Below are 18978 nucleotides of genomic sequence, written 5' to 3'. Positions count from 1 at the left end.
CTACCGGTTGGTGGCTGCCTGGTTGGGTGGCCGTTGCGGTGGCCGGTCACCCGGTGGTGCCGACCGTGCCCTCCGCGGTGCCGACACTGGCACCGTCCGCGGTGCCGCCCGGCTCGCCGCCCGCGCCGCCGGCCGGCGTCGTACCGCCGTCCTGCTCGCCGTTGGCGTTGCCGTCGGTCGTCGTGCCGTCCGTGTCGCCACCCGTGCTGTTGCCGCCGCCGTCCGTCGTCGTGCCGCCCGTGTCGGTGCTCGCGCCGCCGTCCGTCGTGGTGCCCGAGTCCGTGTCGGACGGGGTGGGCGAGGGAGGCGCGTCCGATTTGCTCGGCGGGTTGGACGGGGTGTAGGAGGGCCTGCGGGGCGTCTCCTGCTGGTCGCCGGAGGAGCTCCCGGGCTGCTCGGTATCCTGGGTGTGCTCCTCCGTCGGCGAGGCCGAACTCTTCGTCGGGGACGGGGAGCTGGACGTCGGCGTCGGATCCTTCTTGGGCTTCTCGCCGTCGCTCTTCGTCGCGTTCAGCGCGATGGCGACGCCCGCGCCGATCGCGATCAGTGCCAGCACGACGAACAGCCACAGCTTGCCCCGGCCCCGGCCGCCCCCGGCCTGGTGGCTGCCGTTGGCGTCGTAGCCGCCGTATCCGCCGTCGTCCGGGTTCATCGGCGGCAGGATCGGGCCCTGCGAGGTGTCCCCGTGCTGCGGGTGCCCCATCGCGCGGGTGGCGCCGGTCATGCCCCGGGGCGGGGTGGCGCCGCCCTCGTTCAGCACGACCGGCCCGGTGTTCCACGTGCCGGTGTGGCCGCCCTGGACCTGGAGCATCTGCAGGCTGTACTGGACGAGCCCGCGCATCTCCTCCGCGCTCTGGAACCGGTCGTCCGGGTCCTTCGCGAGCGAGCGCATGACAAGCCCGTCCAGCTCCGGGGGCACCCCGTCGGAGACCTCGGACGGCGGGACCGGGATGTCCTGAACGTGCTGGTACACGACGGAGAGCGGCGTCTCACCCGTGAACGGGGGCCGCAGCGCCAGGAGTTCGTACAGCAGGCAGCCGGTGGCGTAGAGGTCGGAGCGGTGGTCGACGGCCTTGCCCAGCGCCTGCTCGGGGGAGAGGTACTGCGGCGTCCCCATGACCATGCCGGTCTGGGTCATCGTCGACTGCGCGCCGTGCAGCGCGCGGGCGATGCCGAAGTCCATCACCTTGACCGCACCGGAGTGCGTGATGATCACGTTGGCGGGCTTGATGTCCCGGTGCACGATGCCGTGCTGGTGCGAGTAGGCGAGCGCCTCAAGTACCCCGGAGACAATGATCAACGCCTGCTCCGGCGGCGGCGGCTCGGCGTTGAGCAGCAGGTCACGGATGGTGTGACCCTCGACGATCTCCATCACGATGTACGGGACGGTCTGCCCGCCCACGGTGTCCTCGCCGGAGTCGTACACCGCCACGACCGCATGGTGGTTGAGCCCTGCCACCGACTGGGCCTCGCGCGTGAACCGCGCCTTGGAGACCGGGTCCTCCGCGAGGTCGGAGCGCAGCAGCTTCACCGCGACCGTGCGCCCGAGCCGGACGTCCTCGGCCGCGAAGACCTCGGCCATACCGCCCCGGCCGAGCCGGTGGGTCAGCCGGTAACGCCCGTCGCCGACAACACCGCCGATGCCCCAGGAGTCGGTGCCATCCGGAACTCCGCCGCCGTTTGCTTCGGGTTCGGGTGCCATCAGTCCTCGCCGTCGTATCTGTCCGCGCGTCCGCGGTTCTCACGGTGTCCGAGGCCTTTCGTCCGAAAGGCCCCTGCTGCCCTGCCGCATTGCCGCGTGTGCATTGCCACGTCACGCTACAGCCTTCGTCGGACACACCGATTTCGAGAGGGACGGGCCATCCAACCGGCTGGCTGGCCGCCCGCGCAAATTGCATCCGGTTACATCCGGTTCCTGTAACGCTTCCGAGACGCTTCTTGTGCGTAGGGTCACGGAACGGGCAGCTGGCTTGACGTGTCGTACCCCTCGGGCAGACTTGGCCCGTAATACGGATCTTCGCGTGAGTCACGCGCCCGAGGGGGAAGTCAAGTCATGAGCCAGGACGGCGCACAAGGGGCCCAGGGTCGCTACGCGGGCGGTTCGGTCGCCGGCGGCCGCTACCAGCTGCGTGACCTGCTCGGCGAAGGCGGGATGGCGTCCGTATACCTGGCGTACGACTCCGCGCTGGACCGACAGGTCGCGATCAAGACGCTTCACACCGAACTCGGCCGTGAGCAGTCCTTCCGCGAGCGGTTCCGGCGCGAGGCCCAGGCGGTCGCGAAGCTCCAGCACACCAACATCGTCTCCGTCTTCGACACCGGCGAGGACGAGCTCGGTGGCGCGCTGATGCCGTACATCGTCATGGAGTACGTCGAGGGGCAGCCGCTCGGCTCCGTCCTCCAGGCGGACATCCGCAGCTACGGCGCGATGCCCGCCGACAAGGCGCTCAAGGTGACGGCCGACGTGCTGGCCGCCCTGGACACCAGCCACGAAATGGGCCTGGTCCACCGCGACATCAAGCCGGGCAACGTCATGGTGACCAAGCGCGGCATCGTGAAGGTCATGGACTTCGGCATCGCCCGCGCCATGCAGTCCGGCGTCACCTCGATGACGCAGACCGGCATGGTCGTCGGCACCCCGCAGTACCTCTCCCCGGAACAGGCCCTGGGCCGCGGGGTGGACGCGCGCTCCGACCTGTACTCGGTCGGCATCATGCTGTTCCAGCTGCTGACCGGCCGCATCCCGTTCGACGCCGACTCTCCGCTGGCCATCGCGTACGCGCATGTGCAGGAGGAGCCGGTCGCGCCGTCCACCGTCAACCGGTCGATCACCCCGGCGATGGACGCGCTCGTCGCCCGCGCGCTGAAGAAGAACCCGAACGAGCGCTTCCCGAGCGCCGCCGCGATGCAGGACGAGATCCACCGGGTGCTGAGCGCCGGCGGCCGGACGGGCGCCCCGGTGATCGTCGGGGACGCCGGCGCTCCGGCGAACAGCGGCTCCGGCGTCGGTTCCGCCGTCTTCCCGCCGGTCGACCAGTCCACCCCGGCTCCGCAGAACGTCCAGACGCCGTACCAGCCCGGCCCGTACCAGTCGCAGCAGCAGCCCGGCCCCTACGGCACACCGACGCCCGCGCCGTCCTACGGCTACCCCCAGTCGGCCCCGGCCTACCAGAGCCAGGCGCCGATGCAGCCGATGCAGCAGACCCCGCCGCCGTACTCGGTGTCGCCGCAGACGGCGGCCGCCCCCGCGGGTGGCGGCGGTTCCAAGCGAAACGTTCCGGTGATCGTGGGCTCGATCGTGGTGGCGCTGATCGCGATCGGCGGTCTGATCACGGTGCTCTCGATGAAGGGCGGCGACGAGGACAAGCCCACGACGAGCCAGTCGGACCCGGCCGCCGACCACAAGGGTCCGGAGCGGAACCGGACGATGGACACCGACAAGTGCACGGACGCGATGGAGGACAACGACGACCCGAACAAGGTCGACGCCCCGAGCTTCCTGTACAAGGACATCATCTCGGCGCGGCAGTGCGCGGACGCGGCCGGCTGGACGATCAAGCCGATCAAGGTGCCGGGTAACGCCTACGCGGAGGACCAGGTCGTCGACCAGTTCCCGACCGCCGGGACCGCGGTGCCGAAGACCGGCGCCCACTTCGAGCTGCGCATCGCCACTGGGGACCCGGCGTAGGGGGACCCGGCGTAGGGGGACCCGGCGTAGGGGACCCGGCGTAGGGGACCCGGCGTAGGGGACCCGGCGTAGTACGTCCTCGGGCCGGTGAGGGGCTCGGGGGGGCTTCGGTGATGGGCTTCAGTAAGGGGGGCTTCAGCGGGGGGCTTCAGCGGGGGAGCTTCAGCGAGGGAGCTTCAGCGGGTCGGTTCCGCTCGGGCCATCCGTCCGCACCACCTGAGATGCCGGACATATCGCCACATGTGACGCTGACCACATGGCTTCCGGACGCTCCCCCTCGCGGCCCGCACGGCGCGCGGCCTGCCTCGCACTGACGGCGGCCGCGGCCCTGGGGGCCATGACGGGCGGCGAGGCGCGGGCGGCGGGGCCTTCGATGACCGCGCACTCCCCTTCCGCCGCGCCGGGACCGGCCGGACCGTCGCCAGAACGGGCCGGACCGTCGTCGAAATCGGTCGGAACGTCGTCAGAGCGGGCCGGACCGCCGTCAGGACGAGCCGGACCGTCGTCAAGGCAGGCCGGGCCGTCGTCGGGACCGGGCGGGCCGTCGTCTTCGCAGTCGCCCGGGTCCGCCTCCGGGTCGTCTCAGGGTTCCTCGCCGGGCGGGACGCCGTCCGCGACGCCCACCGTGCCGCCCCAGGAGTCCACGCCCGCCCCGCAGGGACCGGGCGCGCCCTCCGGCCCCTCGGCCGCACCCGCACCGCCCGCACCACCGCCCTCCTCCGCGTCCCTGCCGTCCGGGCCCCCCGGCACCCTGTCCGACGCCTCCGGATCGCCCTCGCCGGGCGCCGGATCGCCGCGGCCCGACGGCGGGCAGCCACCGCTGGCCGGGCTGCCCGCCGGGGAGGGGCGGCAGCGCCCCGGGCGACAGCTGACGCCCCAGGAGATCGCGCGGGCCGACGACGCCATCGAGGCCGAGGAGGACCGGTCCAGCGCGACGGACCCCGCCGCCGTACCGGCCGTCACCCCGGACGCCGGCGAGTCGCCGGGGGCCGGCCGGCTCGCGCGTCAGGCCCTCGACGGACAGGCCGTACAGCAGGTCAAGGAGATGTCGCTCGGCGTGGGAATCTGCCTGGTCGGGCTGGGTCTCGGGTTCCTCGCGCTGCGCATGCGGCGCGCCGACTGACCGCCACACCCGGACCACCCCACCCGCTTCGCACCAGGTCACAGACTTGCGTTCGCCAACATACTCGGTATACATACTCAGTATGTCGATCCGCCACGGGCTGCTTGCCCTGCTGGAACGGGGGCCGCGTTACGGCTCCCAGCTCCGCACCGAATTCGAGTCCCGCACCGGCTCCACCTGGCCGCTGAACGTCGGGCAGGTGTACACGACGCTGAGCCGGCTGGAGCGTGACGGCCTGGTCCTCCAGGACGGTGAGGACGACCAGGGACACTCCCTGTACTCGATCAGCGACGAGGGGCGCTCCGAGCTGCGCAGCTGGTTCGAGACCCCCGTGGACCGGAGCAGTCCGCCCCGCGACGAGCTGGCCATCAAGCTCGCCATGGCCGTCGGCGCACCCGGCGTGGACATCAGGGCCGTCATCCAGTCCCAGCGCCATCACACCGTGAAGGCGATGCAGGACTACACGCGCCTCAAGGCACAGGCCCTCACCGATGTGCCCGCCAACCGCGACGAGGTCGCCTGGCTGCTCGTACTGGAACAGCTGATCTTCCAGGCCGAGGCCGAGGCCCGCTGGCTGGACCACTGCGAGGCCCGGCTGGTCCGGCTGGCAGAGGCCGCCGCCACGGAGCCGGAGACCGGCACGCCCGCTCCCGGCCCCGCCCGCACCGCCAAGGCCCGCACCCGCCGCTGAGCCCCGGCCCAGGCCGCCCACAGCCGGAGACCGCCTCACCGGCCCAGGGCGCTGAGTCTCACCGGACCGCGCTGAGACTCACCGGCCCAGTGAGCTGAGGCTCACCGGCCCAGGGCGCGAAGTCTCACCGGCCCGTACGCGAAGCCCCACCGGCCCAGGGCGCGAAGCCCCGGACCAGGGCGCGAAGCCTCACCGACCACAGAACCGCCTTTGTCCCGAGGGGGAACCACCCGTCATGTCACTGCACGCCCCGTCCCCGACCGCTCCGCCCCTGTCGGTGGACGCGCCGGTGCTCGAACTCCGCTCACTCACCCGCACCCACGGCACCGGCGTCGCCGAGGTGCACGCCCTGCGCGGCATCAACCTGTCGGTGCACGCCGGTGAGCTCGTCGCCGTGATGGGCCCGTCCGGCTCGGGCAAGTCCACCCTGCTGACCATCGCCGGCGGCCTGGACACCGCGACCGCCGGCCAGGTCGTCATCGAGGGCCAGGACATCGCCGCGCTCGGCCGCAAGGGCGTGGCCGCGCTGCGCCGCCGCAGCGTCGGCTACGTCTTCCAGGACTACAACCTGATCCCCGCCCTGACCGCCGCCGAGAACATCGCCCTGCCGCGCGAGCTGGACGGCGTCCCCGTCCGCAAGGCGCGCAAGGAGGCCCGTGCCGCGCTGGAGGAGATGAACCTCCTGGAGATCGGTGACCGCTTCCCGGACGAGATGTCCGGCGGCCAGCAGCAGCGCGTCGCGATTGCCCGCGCGCTGGTGGGGGACCGGCGCCTGGTGCTCGCCGACGAGCCGACCGGGGCGCTCGACTCCGAGACCGGTGAGACCGTCCTCGCGCTGCTGCGCAACCGCTGCGACCAGGGCGCGGCCGGGGTGATGGTGACGCACGAACCGCGCTACGCCGCCTGGGCGGACCGGGTCGTCTTCCTGCGGGACGGCTCGATCGTCGACCAGACGCTGAGCGTCGGCGCGGACTCGCTGCTCGCCGCCGGGGGCACCGAGTGAGCGTCTTCACGGGGTGGCGCGCCGCCCTGCGGATAGCCCGGCGCGACGCCATGCGCGCCAAGGGCCGCAGCGCGCTGGTGGTCGCGATGATCGCGATACCGGTGCTCGGCGTCACCGCCCTCGACGTGACGTACCGCAGTGTGGAGACCTCCACCGCCGAGAAGCTGGCGGCTCAGGTGGGGTCGGCCGACGCGCTGTTCAGGGACCCCCAGGCCGGTCCGCTGGACCAGTCGGTCAGCGGGGACGACTACAGCCCCCTCAGCGACGACCCGCCGCCGTCCGAGGACATCCCGGCGATCGACCTGAGGACCACGTTCCCGAAGGGTTCGCGCGCCATCAGCATCCAGTCGGTGCCCGCGAACGTCACCACCGGGTACGGCGTCGCGGACGTCGACATCGTCGAGTTCCGGACCTCGGACGCGATGGCGCGCGGCATGCTCGACCTGGTCGACGGCGCCTTCCCGAAGGGCACCGGCGAGATGGTCGCCACCGAGGCGTTCCTGAAGTCGGCCGGACTGCACGTCGGCTCGGACATCACGGTGCGCGGACCGAACCGGAAATACACCGTCACCGGCACGGTCGAACAGCCGGGCAACCTGTCGGCCAAGGCGCTGTACGCGGACCCGGGCGCGGTCATCGCCCCGTGGAAGGCCAACGCCGGCCGCGACAAGAAGGTGCTGCCGCCGAACCCCCAAGACCTGAGCTGGCTGGTGAAGGCGGGCAACGGAACAGGGGTCACCTGGTCCGACGTGATGGCGGCCAACAAGAAGGGCGCGCTCGTCGTCTCGCGCCGGGTCGTCCTCGACCCGCCGCCGGACTCCGAGGTTCCGCTGGTCAAGAAGCACGGCAGCAACCCGGCGCCCGAGTCCTCCGACGAGCTGAGCGCGGCCCTCATCACCGTCGTCGCCATGGCGGTGCTGGAGATCGTGCTGCTCGCCGGACCGGCCTTCGCCGTCGGCGCGCGCCGCTCACGCCGTCAGCTCGGCCTCCTCGGCACCTGCGGCGGGGACCGGCGCCACGTACGGGCGGTGGTCCTCTCCGGCGGGCTGGTGCTCGGCGGCGCCGGAGCCGTGGTGGGGGTGGCGGCCGGACTGGTGCTCACGGCGGTGTTCCGGCCGCTGATCGAGGAGCAGGCCGAACACCGCTTCGGCTCACTCGTCCTGGAGCCGAAGGAACTGCTGGCCATCGCCGTGATCGGAATGATCACCGGGGTGCTGGCGGCGCTGGCTCCGGCGATCGTGGCGGGCCGCCAGTCGGTACTGGAATCGCTCACCGGACACCGCGGTGTCCGGCGCGGCTCCCGGGTCCTCCCCATCGTGGGCGCCTGCGCCCTGGCCCTCGGCGTCGCGATCGCCGTCCTGGGCGGCACCACCGGCAACTCCACCGAGGTCGCCGCCGGTTCGGTGATCGCCGAGCTGGGACTCCTGTGCTGCATCCCGGTGATCGTCGGGTTCCTCGGACGGCTCGGCCGGGGACTGCCGCTCTCGCCCCGGATGGCGCTGCGCGACGCGGCCCGCAACCGCGGCAGGACCGCTCCGGCGGTCGCGGCGGTGATGGCCGCGGTCGCGGGCTCCGTGGCCATCGCCACGTTCATGTCCAGCAAGGACGCCCAGGGTGAGTACGACTACGTGCCGATGCTCAGCGCGCAGTCGGTCGTGCTGTACAGCCCGGACGGGGAGAACTCCACGGCGGCCGATCAACTGGCACGGGCGGCGGTGGAGCGGAACATGAACCCCATCGGCAAACCCGCGCGGATCTCCCGGGGCTGGGCCGGCAGCGACTGCAACACCTACTACGAGGACGAGAACGCCTGCGGCTCGCTCGAACTGGTCAAGCCCACCGGCCGGGGGCACACCTGCCCGCTCAACACCAAGGGTGCCAAGGAGCTCGCCCTCCGGCTGAGCGACGAGGAGCACCGCAGCATGATGCACTCCCCCGAGTGCGTCGACGAGCGCTACACCATCGACGCGTTCAACACCGGCGGGAGCAACATCGTCGTCGGTGACGCCTCGCTGCTCAAGACGTACGTGAAGCTCGACGACCCGGCCGCCGTCAAGGCGCTGGAGGCGGGCACCCCCGTACTGCTCAACCGGGCGTTCGCGAAGGACGGGCAGGTCACGGTCAAGGCCGTCCACCAGTACAGCGACAAGGACAAGAAGAACCACGCCCTGCATCCGGGCCCGGCCAGGAAGACGACGGACCGGCTGAAGGTGTACGTCGCGGACGCGAAGTACGCCGAGACGCCCGGAATCCGCATGATCATGCCGGAGAAGACCGCCCAGCGGCTCGGACTGCACACCGCGGCGTACGGCAGCGTGTACAACGTCGCCCGCCCGCCGACGGACGCGGAGTCGCAGCGGACCGAGGCGGCGATCCAGCAGGCCGGTGCGAACGTCTACGTGCAGTCCGGAACGGAACCCGGTGACAAAGAGGACATCATGCTGCTGGTGCTGACGCTGTTCGCCGGAGTGGTGACGTTGGGTGCGGCCGCGATCACGACCGGCCTGTCCAAGGCCGACGCGGAGGCCGACCTCACCACGCTCAGCGCGGTGGGCGCGCCTCCGCGGGTACGGCGGACGCTTTCCGGGTTCCAGTGCCTGGTGGTGGCGCTCACCGGGGTGCTGCTCGGGACGGTCGCGGGGCTGGTGCCCGCGGTGGCGCTGCGCCTGATCGACCTCCGCGACGCGCTGGAGACGATGCGGGAGGACCCGATGGAGTCCGCGTACACCCCGATCGTGCTGCCCTGGGTGACCATCGGCTTGCTGGCCGTGGCGGTACCGCTGCTGGCCGGCCTGCTGGCGGCGCTGTTCACCCGCTCCCGGCTGACGCTGTCACGGCGGGCCGGATGACCGGGCGGCAGGCTCCGGCAGCGGGCTGACCGGCCGCTCCGGCGTTGTTCCGGTGCCCCCGAAAACGGTGGATCTCACGTTTCCGGGGGCACCACAGTGCTGTACCGCAGGTGTGCGAGACAATGGACGACATGGAGATGCCGAGGAATGAACGGTCGCAGGAGCACCCCCAAGTCCTCGTGGTGGGACAGGACGGAATGGCGATCGGCGGCGGTGGCACTGACGACGAGTCGCGCGAGATCCCGGTGACGGAGATGGTCGAGCAGCCCGCGAAGGTGATGCGCATCGGCAGCATGATCAAGCAGCTCCTGGAGGAGGTCAGGGCGGCTCCTCTCGACGAGGCCAGCCGCGTCCGCCTCAAGGAGATCCACGCCAGCTCGGTCAAGGAGCTGGAGGACGGCCTCGCGCCGGAGCTGGTGGAGGAGCTGGAGCGGCTCTCGCTGCCGTTCACCGAGGAGTCGGTTCCCTCGGAGGCGGAGCTGCGGATCGCGCAGGCCCAGTTGGTGGGCTGGCTGGAGGGCCTCTTCCACGGCATCCAGACGGCGCTGTTCGCCCAGCAGATGGCGGCCCGCGCACAGCTGGAGCAGATGCGCCGCGCCCTGCCCCCGGGCACGGTCCACGAGGAGGAGGAAGGCGGCGGGGACCCGCACGGAGCGATCCGCTCGGGCCCGTACCTGTAAACCCGGACACCCGCTTGACCCCGTGACCCCGTACCCGTATCCGTACCGGTACCCGTACTGATCAGCCAGGACGTCCGAAGGGCCCGGCACACGTTCTCCGTGTGCCGGGCCCTTCGATGCGGGTGCGGGGTGCGGTGGCGGGGGTGTCGTGGCGGGGTGCGGTGGCGGGCTCAGGCCGCCGCGGGTGAGCGGAGGAGCACCTTGCCGATGTGGGTGCTGGACTCCATCACCCGGTGCGCCTCCGCCGCGTCCGCCATCGGCAGGACGCGGTCCACCACCGGCTTCACGACGCCGTCGGCGATGAGCGGCCAGACGTGCTCCCGTACGGCCGCGACGATCGCCGCCTTCTCGGCGAGCGGGCGGCCGCGCAGCGAGGTCGCGGTGACGGCGGCCCGCTTGCTCAACAGGGCGCCGAGGTTCAGTTCGCCCTTGGCGCCGCCCTGGAGGCCGATGATCGCGAGCCGGCCGTTGACGGCGAGCGCCTGCACGTTCCGGTCCAGGTACTTCGCGCCGATGATGTCGAGGATGACGTCGGCGCCCGCCCCGTCGGTCGCCCTGCCGATCTCCTCGACGAAGTCCTGCTCCCGGTAGTCGATCAGGATGTCGGCGCCCAGTTCCGCGCAGCGCTCCAGCTTCTCCGGCCCGCCCGCGGTCACCGCGACCCGCGCGCCGACCGCCTTGGCCAGCTGGATCGCCATCGTGCCGATGCCGCTGGACCCGCCGTGCACCAGCAGCGTCTCGGCCGGGCGCAGGTGGGCCACCATGAACACGTTCGACCAGACGGTCGCGGTCACCTCGGGCAGCGCCGCGGCGAGGACGAGGTCCAGCCCGGCCGGTACGGGGAGCAGCTGCCCGACCGGCACGGCGACCTTCTCCGCGTACCCGCCGCCCGCCAGCAGCCCGCACACCTCGTCGCCGACCGACCAGCCGGTGACACCGGCACCGATGGCGGAGATCCGGCCCGCGCACTCCAGCCCCGGGTAGGGCGAGGCGCCGGGCGGCGGGTTGTAGAAGCCCTGCCGCTGGAGCACATCCGCACGGTTGACCGCGCTGGAGACGACATCGACGAGGACCTCGCCCTCACCGGGTACGGGATCGGGCACCTCGGCCCACACGAGCGCCTCGGGGCCACCGGGTTCGGGGATCGTGATCGCATGCATGGCCGCGAGGCTACTCCGTGCCGTGCGGACGAGCGCTGCGAGGCGCGGCGGAGCGGGGCTGGACGGGGTGGAGTGGGGCCGGACGGGACGAGGGGGGGCTTGAGCGGGGCTGGACGGGGTGAAGCGGGGCGAGGGGGGCCGAGCGGGGCTGGACGGGGTGGAGCGGGGCTGAGCAGGCCGGGCGGGGCCGAGCGGGGCTGGGCCGGGCCGGGCGACGAGCAAGGCGGGGCCGGGCGGGGCCCATGGGGTGAGGCGGTGGCCGGGCCTGTCGGGTCGGTCAGGGGCGGGGGGCCGTCGGCGGGGTGTGGTTCGTGGGCGCTTCGTTCGTAACCCGCACGATGGTGATCAGCCGGTCCGTCAACTGGAGGGGGCTGGCTGCCGGATCGTCGTAACCGAGCAGCCGGTGGCCGCGCAGAACGCTCACGACGAGATCGTCGGTCTCCCGGACGTTCTTGCCCACCTCGGCCTTTATCACCGGCCGTTCGACCAGATCGAGCCCGCTGCCCTGCTGGATCAGATCCTCCATCACCGTGCCCGCGCTGGGGCTGAGCACGGAGAGGCCGAGCAGCCGTCCGGCCGCGCTGGCACTGGTGATCACGGCGTCGGCACCGGACTGCCGCAGCAGCGGGGCGTTCTCCTCCTCGCGCACCGCGGCGACGATCTTCGCCCCGCGGTTGAGCTGGCGGGCGGTCAGCGCGACCAGTACCGCCGTGTCATCGCGCTGGGTGGCGATGATGATCTGACGCGCCTTCTGCACCTCGGCCCGCAGCAGCACATCGCTGCGCGTCGCGTCCCCGAGTACCCCGGTGAACCCCTCGGCGTTGGCGACCTCTATCACCTTGGACGCCGGGTCGACGATGACGATCTGGTCGTTCCGCAGCCCGGTGGCGCACAGGGTCTGGATGGCCGAGCGGCCCTTCGTGCCGAAGCCGACAACGACGGTGTGGTCACGCAAGTTGGTTCTCCAACGCTTCAGCCGGAAGTCCTCCCGGGTCCGCTCCGTGAGGACCTCAAGGGTGGTGCCGACCAGGATGATGAGGAAGAGCACGCGCAGTGGTGTCACGAACACCACATTGATGAGCCGGGCTCCGTCGCTGTACGGGGTGATGTCGCCGTACCCGGTGGTCGAGAGCGTGACCGTCGCGTAGTAGACCGCGTCCAGCAGGTCGACGCTGTCGTCCGCCGCGTCGTGGTAACCGCCGCGGTCGACCCAGACGATCAGCACCGTGGTGGCGAGCACCATCAGAGCCATCATCAGCCGTTTGGCGACCTGGCGTGCCGGGCCGTCGACGACCCTGCGGGGGAGCATCACCCTGGTGGGGACGACATGCTCCTCGGCGCGCCTGGCCATCGCGTCATGGCCGGGAAGTTTCACGTGAAACACCCTTCAGTCCACGGCGTCGCCGGGGCCCACGGTAGATCGAGGATCTCCACCTCGGTGCCGGACCGTACCCCGCCCGGCTCCACGACGGCCAGCCCGTCCGCGGCGGCGATCCCGCGCAGCATGGCAGGACCGTTGTAATGCAGGGGTACGACGTGATCTGTCCCACCGCCGGTTCCGGCTTGTGCGGACGCCCGGGATGCTTCGACGCGATAGCAGGGTGCTTCGTCGCGATAGACGACCGGGACCAGCCGGGTGTCGTGCGGGTGGCCGTGCACGTCGTCACGGACCGCGGCGCGGTAGAGGCCCTGCGACGTCCGGCCGGCCAGCCCGTTGAGCAGCGGCTCGGCAAGCGTGAGGAGCCCGGACACGGCGGCCAGCGGGTTGCCGGGCAGCCCCACGAGATACGGCCCGCCGGCCCGCAGCCGGGCCAGCAGCATGGGGTGACCGGGGCGGACGGCGACACCGTCGACGAGCAGTTCGGCCCCCAGATCGTCGAGTACGGGGTGCACATGGTCGACCGGCCCCGCGGCGGTGCCGCCGGTGGTGATGACCAGATCGGCCTCGGAGAGGACGAGCGCCTGACGGAGTGCCTCGGCGTCGTCTTCGAGGCGGCGGGGTGCGGAGACCTCGGCGCCCAGCGTGTGCAGCCAGGGGCCGATCATCGGGCCGAGTGCGTCACGGATCAGTCCGTCGTGGGGCAGCCCGGCCGTCAGCAGTTCGTCGCCCAGGACGAGGACGTCGACGCGCGGCCTGGGGCGGGTGAGCAGTCCGTCGTACCCGGCGGCGGCGGCCAGCCCGAGGACGGCGGGCGTCACCAGCGTTCCGGCGGGGAGGAGCTGCTCCCCGGACCGGCACTCCTGGCCGCGCGGCCGGATGTCCTGACCGGGGCTCACCTGCCGATGCGCGTACAGCAGCCCCTTCGACTCGTCGGCCTCGGCGTGTTCGCTGCGGATGACGGCGGTCGCGTCCGCCGGGATACGGGCGCCGGTGGCGATCCGTACGGCGTCGCCGTCCGGGAGCGGGGCGGGGGAGGCGTGGCCCGCGAGGACGCCTTCGTGCTGCCGGATGTGCCACGGGCCCGGTCCCGCGACGGCCCAGCCGTCCATGGCGGAGGTGTCGAAGGACGGGAGATCGGTGAGCGCGGCAAGCGGTTCGGCCAGCACGTGCCCGAGCGCGTGACCGAGGGGGACGCGTGCGGTGCGGGGAGGAGCCCCCTGCCCGGCACGGGCCGCGACGGCACGCGCCTCACCCCACTGCGTCGCGCGGACACGCCGGGGTGCGGGGGCGCTCGGGCCAGGACGCGGGTCGGAGGCGGTGTCGGGGGTGCGCAGGCCAGGACGCCGGTCGGGGGCGGGGGCGCTCGAACCGGGACGCGAGCCGGAGGCCGGGGCGGGGGCGCTCGGGCCAGGACGCCGGTCGGGGGCGGGGCCGCCGGCAGGCGCGGTACCTGGGTCTGGGTCGCGGGACGAGTCGGTGCCCGGGTCGCGGTACGGGTCGCGGTACGGGTCGGTGCCCGGGTCGCGGGACGGCTGTCGGCCGACCAGCGCGAGGGCCTGCGCGACCGCCCGCTCCTCGTCGGCCTCAGCCTCCTCCCTGGCCACCCGCCGGGCTTCGGCATCGGCGGAGTCGGGTGGCTCGGGGGAGTGGAGGGGTTCAGTGGATTCGGCGGACTCGGCACCTCCGGCCGGGCTCTTCGCGGCAGCCGGGGGGCGCCCGGTACTGCCGCCGCGGCCCGTCATGGCGTCCCGGTCTCGTCCGCCCAGCGGAGAGCGAGCGCGGCGGCCTTGCGGGCGGCCTCTGCCACTGCCTCGGCCCCGCCGCCGTCACTGCTCGCCTTCGCCGCCGCGTACCCGACCAGGAAGGTCGTCAGGGGCGCGGCGGGCCTGGCGACGCCGTGGGCGGCGTCACGGGCGAGATCGAGCAGGACGGCGGTGTCGACGTCGAGTTCGATGGCCAGTTCGTTCTTGACTGCGGTGATCCATTCGTCCAGCACGCTCCCATGTTCTCTGATGCGGGCCCGGGCCGAAGCGATGTCCTCCCAGGTGTCGCAGTCGAACGAGGCGAGCGGATCCGCCGCCACCCGGGAAAGCCGGAGCTCGTGCGTCAGCAACCGCAGCGGCAGTCCGGCGAGTCCACCGTGCTCCGCGGCGAGCAGCGCCAGCTCCCGGCGCAACGGCTCAGCCCGGTAGACGGCCACCAGCGGCTGGTCACGGCCGTCCCCGTCGGTACAGACGGCGCCCTCCGTGTCGCCGCGGTCGGCGGCCGCCAGCAGGGACCCGACCGTCTCCGTCCCCAAGAAGGGCAGATCTGCCGAGAGCACCAGAAGGTGCTCCGCCCCGGTGTGCCGCACCCCGGCGCCGAGCGCGGCCAGCGGGCCTCCGCCCCGAGGCTCTTCGCGTGCCCAGGTCACCGCACGCACGGTGGGCCGTCTGCCCCCGACCACCACCGTGGTCCCGGCGTCGGAGCAGGCCGCGAGCACCCGGTCGAGCAGCGCACGGCCGCCGACCCGGAGCCCCGGCTTGTCAGCACCGCCGAGCCGCTTCGCGGCGCCTCCGGCGAGGACGATGGCGTCATACGCGGTCATGCCCCGAGTATGCGTGCCGACCGGGCCCGAGTGCCCGCCCCGGACCGGGATGCCACCGCAGACCCCGGGGCGCCGTCCCAGGTCGGTGCGCTCCCCCGGACCGGGGCGTCGTCCCACACCCCGGGGCGCCGTCCCAGACCGGGGCGCCGTCCCAGACCCGGGGCGCCGTCCCGGACCCGGGGACCTACAACGTCCGCAGGAGCACCGCCGGCTGCTCCACGCAGTCGGCCACGTAGCGCAGGAAGCCTCCCGCCGTACCGCCGTCGCAGACCCGGTGGTCGAAGGTCAGCGAGAGCTGGACGACCCGTCGCACGGCCAGTTCGCCCTCGTGCACCCACGGCTTGGGGACGATGCGGCCGACACCGAGCATCGCCGCCTCCGGGTGGTTGATGATCGGCGTGGACCCGTCCACCCCGAACACCCCGTAGTTGTTGAGCGTGAACGTGCCTCCGGTCAGCTCGGCCGGCTTCAGCGTTCCGGTCCTGGCGGCCTCGGTCAGCCTGGTGATCTCGGCCCCGATCGACTCCGTGCTGCGCGCGTGCGCGTCCCGGACGACCGGAACGACGAGCCCCCGCTCGGTCTGGGCCGCGAACCCGAGGTTCACACCGGGGAGCCGCACGATCTCCCGCGCTTCCTGGTCCACCGTGGAGTTGAGTTCCGGGTACCGGGCCAGCGCGGCGGTACAGATCCGGGCGAGCAGCGCGAGCACCGACACCTTCGGCCCGGCGCCGGGCCCACCGGCGCCGTTCATCGCCGCTCTTGCCGCCATCAGCTCGGTGGCATCGGCGTCCACCCAGCAGGTGGCGTCGGGGATCTCGCGCCGGCTGCGCGCCAGCTTGTCCGCGACCGCGCCCCGCACGCCCCGCAGCGGAACCCGCTCACCGGCGGGGTGTACGGCTGCCTGGTCCGTCGTTGCGGCCTCCTGCGGGGTCTCGGCCCCGGACCGGATGGCGGACTCCACATCGGCCCGCAGGATCAGCCCGTCGGGCCCGGAGCCGGCGAGCCGGCGCAGATCGAGGTCGTGCTGCCGCGCGAGCTTGCGCACCAGCGGGGAGACGACGGCGACCGGCCCCCGTACCCCGTCCGAAACGCCAGAAGCAGCAGAAGCAGCAGCGCCAGAAGCAGCGGGAACAACGCCGGCAGCGGGAGCAACAGGAGCTGTGGGAGCACCAGACGCGGCAGGAGCAACAGGAGCGACAGGAGCAACGGCAGGTGCCGAGAGCCCCTCCGGCCGGACCCGCCTCCGACGCACCGGCGGTGCTCCGGTCCCGTACCCCACCAGCACATTGCCGGACCCGGACGGCTCCGCCTCCGCCTCCCCCGTACTCCCGGTCGGCTCCAGCTCCACGGACCCGACCGCGACCGTCAGCAACGGTGCTCCGACCGGCAGTTCCGCACCCTCCTCACCGAAGCGAGCGGTGACCACGCCTCCGTACGGACACGGCACCTCCACCATCGCCTTGGCCGTCTCGACCTCGACGACCGGCTGATCGATGGCGACGACATCGCCGATCTCCACCAGCCAGCGCACGATCTCGGCCTCGGTCAGCCCCTCACCGAGATCCGGAAGCTTGAATTCGAGTACCTGCGGCATCAGTGCTCCGCCTCCCACTGCAGTCGCGCGACGGCGTCGAGCACCCGGTCCACGCCCGGCAGGTGGTGCCGTTCCTGCATGGGCGGCGGATACGGGATGTCGAAACCGGCGACGCGCAGCACCGGCGCCTCCAGGTGGTGGAAGCAGCGCTCGGTGATCCGGGCCGCGATCTCGCCGCCCGGACCGCCGAAACCGGTGGATTCGTGGACGACGACCGCACGGCCGGTACGCCGCACGGACGCGGCCACCGTCTCGTCGTCGAACGGCACCAGCGAGCGCAGATCGACGACTTCGAGGTCCCAGCCCTCCGCGACCGCTGCCTCCGCGGCTTCCATGCAGACGGGCAGCGACGGCCCGTACGTGATCAGGGTCGCGCTGCGTCCGCTCCGGCGCACGACGGCCCGTCCGATGGGCTCCACGGCGGCGGGCGCCTGCGGCGACCAGTCCGCCTTCGACCAGTAGAGCCGCTTGGGCTCCAGGAAGACCACCGGGTCGTCGGAGGCGATCGACGCCCTCAGCAGCCCGTAGGCGTCATCGACCGTGGCGGGTGTGACGACATGGAGTCCGGGGGTCGCCATGTAGTACGCCTCGGAGGAGTCGCTGTGGTGCTCGACGCCACCGATGCCGCCGCCGTAGGGCACCCGGACGGTGATCGGCAGCGGCATGGCGCCTCCGGTCCGGTTCCGCATCTTGGCGACATGGCTGATGAGCTGCTCGAACGCCGGATAGGCGAAGGCGTCGAACTGCATCTCGACGACAGGACGCAGCCCGTACATCGCCATGCCGACGGCCGCCCCGAGGATGCCGGCCTCGGCCAGCGGGGTATCCGTGCAGCGGTCCTCGCCGAACTCCTTCGCCAGGCCGTCGGTGATCCGGAAGACGCCACCGAGCGTCCCGACGTCCTCCCCGAGGACGTGCACGGAGGGGTCCTCCGCCATCGAGTCACGCAGCGCGCGCCCGAGGGCCTGCGCCATGGTGGCGGGTTTGGCCTTCGCTGTCCGCTCGGTGGCCGTGGCCGCTGCGGTGGTCATCGCCCTGCTCCCCCGTCGTCCGTGCCGTGCTGCTCGTTCTCCGCGTCCAGCTCGACCCGCAGGCGGGCGGCCTGCTCGCGCAGCTGCGTGGTCTGCTCCGCGTACACCTGGGCGAAGAGATCCATCGGGTCGAGCACCGGATCCGCGTTCATCCGCTCGCGCAGTGCCGCCGCCATCCGCTCCGCGGCCGACCGCGCCTCCTCGATGCCGTCGTCCCCGAGCAGACCGCGAGCGGTCAGCTCACGCTCCATGAGCCGGACCGGATCGTGCGCCCGCCAGGCCTCGACCTCGCTGTCGCCGCGGTAGCGGGTCGCGTCATCGGCGTTCGTATGCGCGTCCATGCGGTAGGTGATGGCCTCGACGAGCGTCGGGCCGCCGCCGCTCCTGGCCCGCTCGACCGCCTCGGAGAGCACCTGGTGCACGGCCGCCGCGTCGTTCCCGTCGACCAGCCGGCCAGGCATCCCGTAGCCCACGGCCTTGTGCGCCAGGGAGGGTGCCGCGGTCTGCTTGGCCAGCGGCACGGAGATGGCGAAGCCGTTGTTCTGCACAAGGAAGACGACCGGGGCCTTCCACACGGCGGCGAAATTCAGCGCCTCGTGGAAATCGCCCTCGCTGGTGCCGCCGTCGCCCACCATGGCGAGCGCGACCACGTCGTCGCCCTTGAGCCGCGCCGCGTGCGCCAGACCCACCGCGTGCGGCAGCTGGGTGGCGAGCGGGGTGCAGAGCGGGGCGATGCGGTGCTCGCGCGGGTCGTAGCCGGTGTGCCGGTCACCGCGGAGCAGCGTCAGCGCCTCGACCGGGTCCAGCCCGCGTGCCACGGCCGCGAGCGTGTCGCGGTAGCTGGGGAAGAGCCAGTCCCGCTCCTGGAGCACCAGTGCGGCCGCGATCTCGCAGGCCTCCTGGCCGGTGCTCGACGGGTAGACCGCGAGCCGCCCCTGCTTGGTGAGGGCGGTCGCCTGGGCGTTGTACCGCCGGCCGCGCACCAGCTCGGCGTAGAGCCGCAGCAGCAGCTCGGGGTCTGCGTCGGCCGCGGCGTCCGTACCGAGCACGCGGTACGGCTCGGGGTCCGGGAGCAGCGGTGCCGGGTCGGTGAGCGGCTTCCACGCCGGGGGCGGTGTGGGCCGGTAGGCGGCCGCGCCGGGCAGCTCTTGGACCGTCATGACAAGCACCTCCTGGCATCGAGGGGTGTCG

The 18978-nt window shown here is 72.5% G+C and carries 14 protein-coding genes; 6 read left to right on the top strand and 8 right to left on the bottom strand.

The features are described 5' to 3' along the window. Nucleotides 1-46: 46 nt before the first annotated feature. A complete protein-coding gene (locus ACIP89_RS08675; protein WP_401924852.1) occupies nt 47-1702 on the bottom strand; it encodes a protein kinase in 1656 nt (551 codons plus the stop codon). Nucleotides 1703-2053: 351 nt separating this feature from the next. Between ACIP89_RS08675 and ACIP89_RS08670 the strand changes: the two genes are divergently transcribed. From ACIP89_RS08670 to ACIP89_RS08645, 6 genes are all read left to right on the top strand, one after another. Beyond that, the gene (locus ACIP89_RS08670) at nt 2054-3688 is read left to right on the top strand and encodes a protein kinase (RefSeq protein ID WP_401924855.1); all 1635 of its coding nucleotides are present in this window, start codon (nt 2054-2056) and stop codon (nt 3686-3688) included. A 625-nt stretch (nt 3689-4313) separates the two neighbouring features. Then, complete coding sequence (locus ACIP89_RS08665) at nt 4314-4811, top strand: hypothetical protein (RefSeq protein WP_402113858.1); 498 nt, start codon at nt 4314-4316, stop codon at nt 4809-4811. Nucleotides 4812-4893: 82 nt separating this feature from the next. Next, nucleotides 4894-5502, top strand: a complete 609-nt coding sequence (locus ACIP89_RS08660; protein WP_401924859.1) for a PadR family transcriptional regulator — start codon at nt 4894-4896, stop codon at nt 5500-5502. Between the two features lie 235 nt (nt 5503-5737). Further along, complete coding sequence (locus ACIP89_RS08655) at nt 5738-6505, top strand: ABC transporter ATP-binding protein (RefSeq protein WP_401924862.1); 768 nt, start codon at nt 5738-5740, stop codon at nt 6503-6505. Further along, the gene (locus ACIP89_RS08650; RefSeq protein WP_402113857.1) at nt 6502-9354 is read left to right on the top strand and encodes an FtsX-like permease family protein; all 2853 of its coding nucleotides are present in this window, start codon (nt 6502-6504) and stop codon (nt 9352-9354) included. The genes ACIP89_RS08655 and ACIP89_RS08650 overlap by 4 nt, the downstream gene beginning before the upstream one ends. A gap of 131 nt (nt 9355-9485) precedes the next feature. After that, nucleotides 9486-10034: a bacterial proteasome activator family protein gene (locus ACIP89_RS08645; protein WP_073733723.1), complete on the top strand. Its 549-nt coding sequence runs from the start codon at nt 9486-9488 to the stop codon at nt 10032-10034. Between the two features lie 170 nt (nt 10035-10204). Here the strand turns inward: ACIP89_RS08645 and ACIP89_RS08640 are convergent, their stop codons facing one another. The 7 genes from ACIP89_RS08640 to pdhA all read right to left on the bottom strand — a co-directional run bounded on the left by ACIP89_RS08640 (nt 10205) and on the right by pdhA (nt 18947). Beyond that, nucleotides 10205-11194 carry an NAD(P)H-quinone oxidoreductase gene (locus tag ACIP89_RS08640; protein WP_401924867.1) on the bottom strand — a complete coding sequence of 330 codons (990 nt, stop codon included), beginning with the start codon at nt 11192-11194 and terminating at the stop codon, nt 10205-10207. A gap of 277 nt (nt 11195-11471) precedes the next feature. Continuing rightward, complete coding sequence (locus ACIP89_RS08635; RefSeq protein ID WP_401925195.1) at nt 11472-12545, bottom strand: potassium channel family protein; 1074 nt, start codon at nt 12543-12545, stop codon at nt 11472-11474. Nucleotides 12546-12565: 20 nt separating this feature from the next. Further along, entirely contained in the window at nt 12566-14317 is a 1752-nt protein-coding gene (locus tag ACIP89_RS08630) for a molybdopterin-binding protein (RefSeq protein WP_402113856.1), read from the bottom strand. Continuing rightward, nucleotides 14314-15162: an NTP transferase domain-containing protein gene (locus ACIP89_RS08625; RefSeq protein ID WP_402113855.1), complete on the bottom strand. Its 849-nt coding sequence runs from the start codon at nt 15160-15162 to the stop codon at nt 14314-14316. Before ACIP89_RS08625 ends, ACIP89_RS08630 begins: the two co-directional genes overlap by 4 nt. A gap of 184 nt (nt 15163-15346) precedes the next feature. Beyond that, a complete protein-coding gene (locus ACIP89_RS08620; protein ID WP_402113854.1) occupies nt 15347-16756 on the bottom strand; it encodes a dihydrolipoamide acetyltransferase family protein in 1410 nt (469 codons plus the stop codon). Then, nucleotides 16756-17787, bottom strand: coding sequence for an alpha-ketoacid dehydrogenase subunit beta (locus ACIP89_RS08615; protein ID WP_024494275.1), 1032 nt, complete (start codon nt 17785-17787; stop codon nt 16756-16758). The genes ACIP89_RS08620 and ACIP89_RS08615 overlap by 1 nt, the downstream gene beginning before the upstream one ends. Beyond that, nucleotides 17784-18947, bottom strand: coding sequence for a pyruvate dehydrogenase (acetyl-transferring) E1 component subunit alpha (gene pdhA, locus ACIP89_RS08610; protein ID WP_401924878.1), 1164 nt, complete (start codon nt 18945-18947; stop codon nt 17784-17786). The genes ACIP89_RS08615 and pdhA overlap by 4 nt, the downstream gene beginning before the upstream one ends. Nucleotides 18948-18978: the final 31 nt, after the last annotated feature.

Source organism: Streptomyces sp. NPDC088730 (assembly GCF_044751215.1).
Taxonomy (GTDB): Bacteria; Actinomycetota; Actinomycetes; order Streptomycetales; family Streptomycetaceae; genus Streptomyces.
This window is presented reverse-complemented; position numbering and strand designations above follow the sequence as displayed.

Coding starts and splice junctions, on each gene's coding strand:
- ACIP89_RS08625 (WP_402113855.1), bottom strand. CDS start 15,162: ATGACCGCGTATGACGCCATCGTCCTCGCCGGAGGCGCCGCGAAGCGG.
- ACIP89_RS08640 (WP_401924867.1), bottom strand. CDS start 11,194: ATGCATGCGATCACGATCCCCGAACCCGGTGGCCCCGAGGCGCTCGTG.
- ACIP89_RS08615 (WP_024494275.1), bottom strand. CDS start 17,787: ATGACCACCGCAGCGGCCACGGCCACCGAGCGGACAGCGAAGGCCAAA.
- ACIP89_RS08660 (WP_401924859.1), top strand. CDS start 4,894: ATGTCGATCCGCCACGGGCTGCTTGCCCTGCTGGAACGGGGGCCGCGT.
- ACIP89_RS08635 (WP_401925195.1), bottom strand. CDS start 12,545: ATGGCCAGGCGCGCCGAGGAGCATGTCGTCCCCACCAGGGTGATGCTC.
- ACIP89_RS08670 (WP_401924855.1), top strand. CDS start 2,054: ATGAGCCAGGACGGCGCACAAGGGGCCCAGGGTCGCTACGCGGGCGGT.
- ACIP89_RS08645 (WP_073733723.1), top strand. CDS start 9,486: ATGGAGATGCCGAGGAATGAACGGTCGCAGGAGCACCCCCAAGTCCTC.
- ACIP89_RS08630 (WP_402113856.1), bottom strand. CDS start 14,317: ATGACGGGCCGCGGCGGCAGTACCGGGCGCCCCCCGGCTGCCGCGAAG.
- ACIP89_RS08620 (WP_402113854.1), bottom strand. CDS start 16,756: ATGCCGCAGGTACTCGAATTCAAGCTTCCGGATCTCGGTGAGGGGCTG.
- ACIP89_RS08655 (WP_401924862.1), top strand. CDS start 5,738: ATGTCACTGCACGCCCCGTCCCCGACCGCTCCGCCCCTGTCGGTGGAC.
- pdhA (WP_401924878.1), bottom strand. CDS start 18,947: ATGACGGTCCAAGAGCTGCCCGGCGCGGCCGCCTACCGGCCCACACCG.
- ACIP89_RS08675 (WP_401924852.1), bottom strand. CDS start 1,702: ATGGCACCCGAACCCGAAGCAAACGGCGGCGGAGTTCCGGATGGCACC.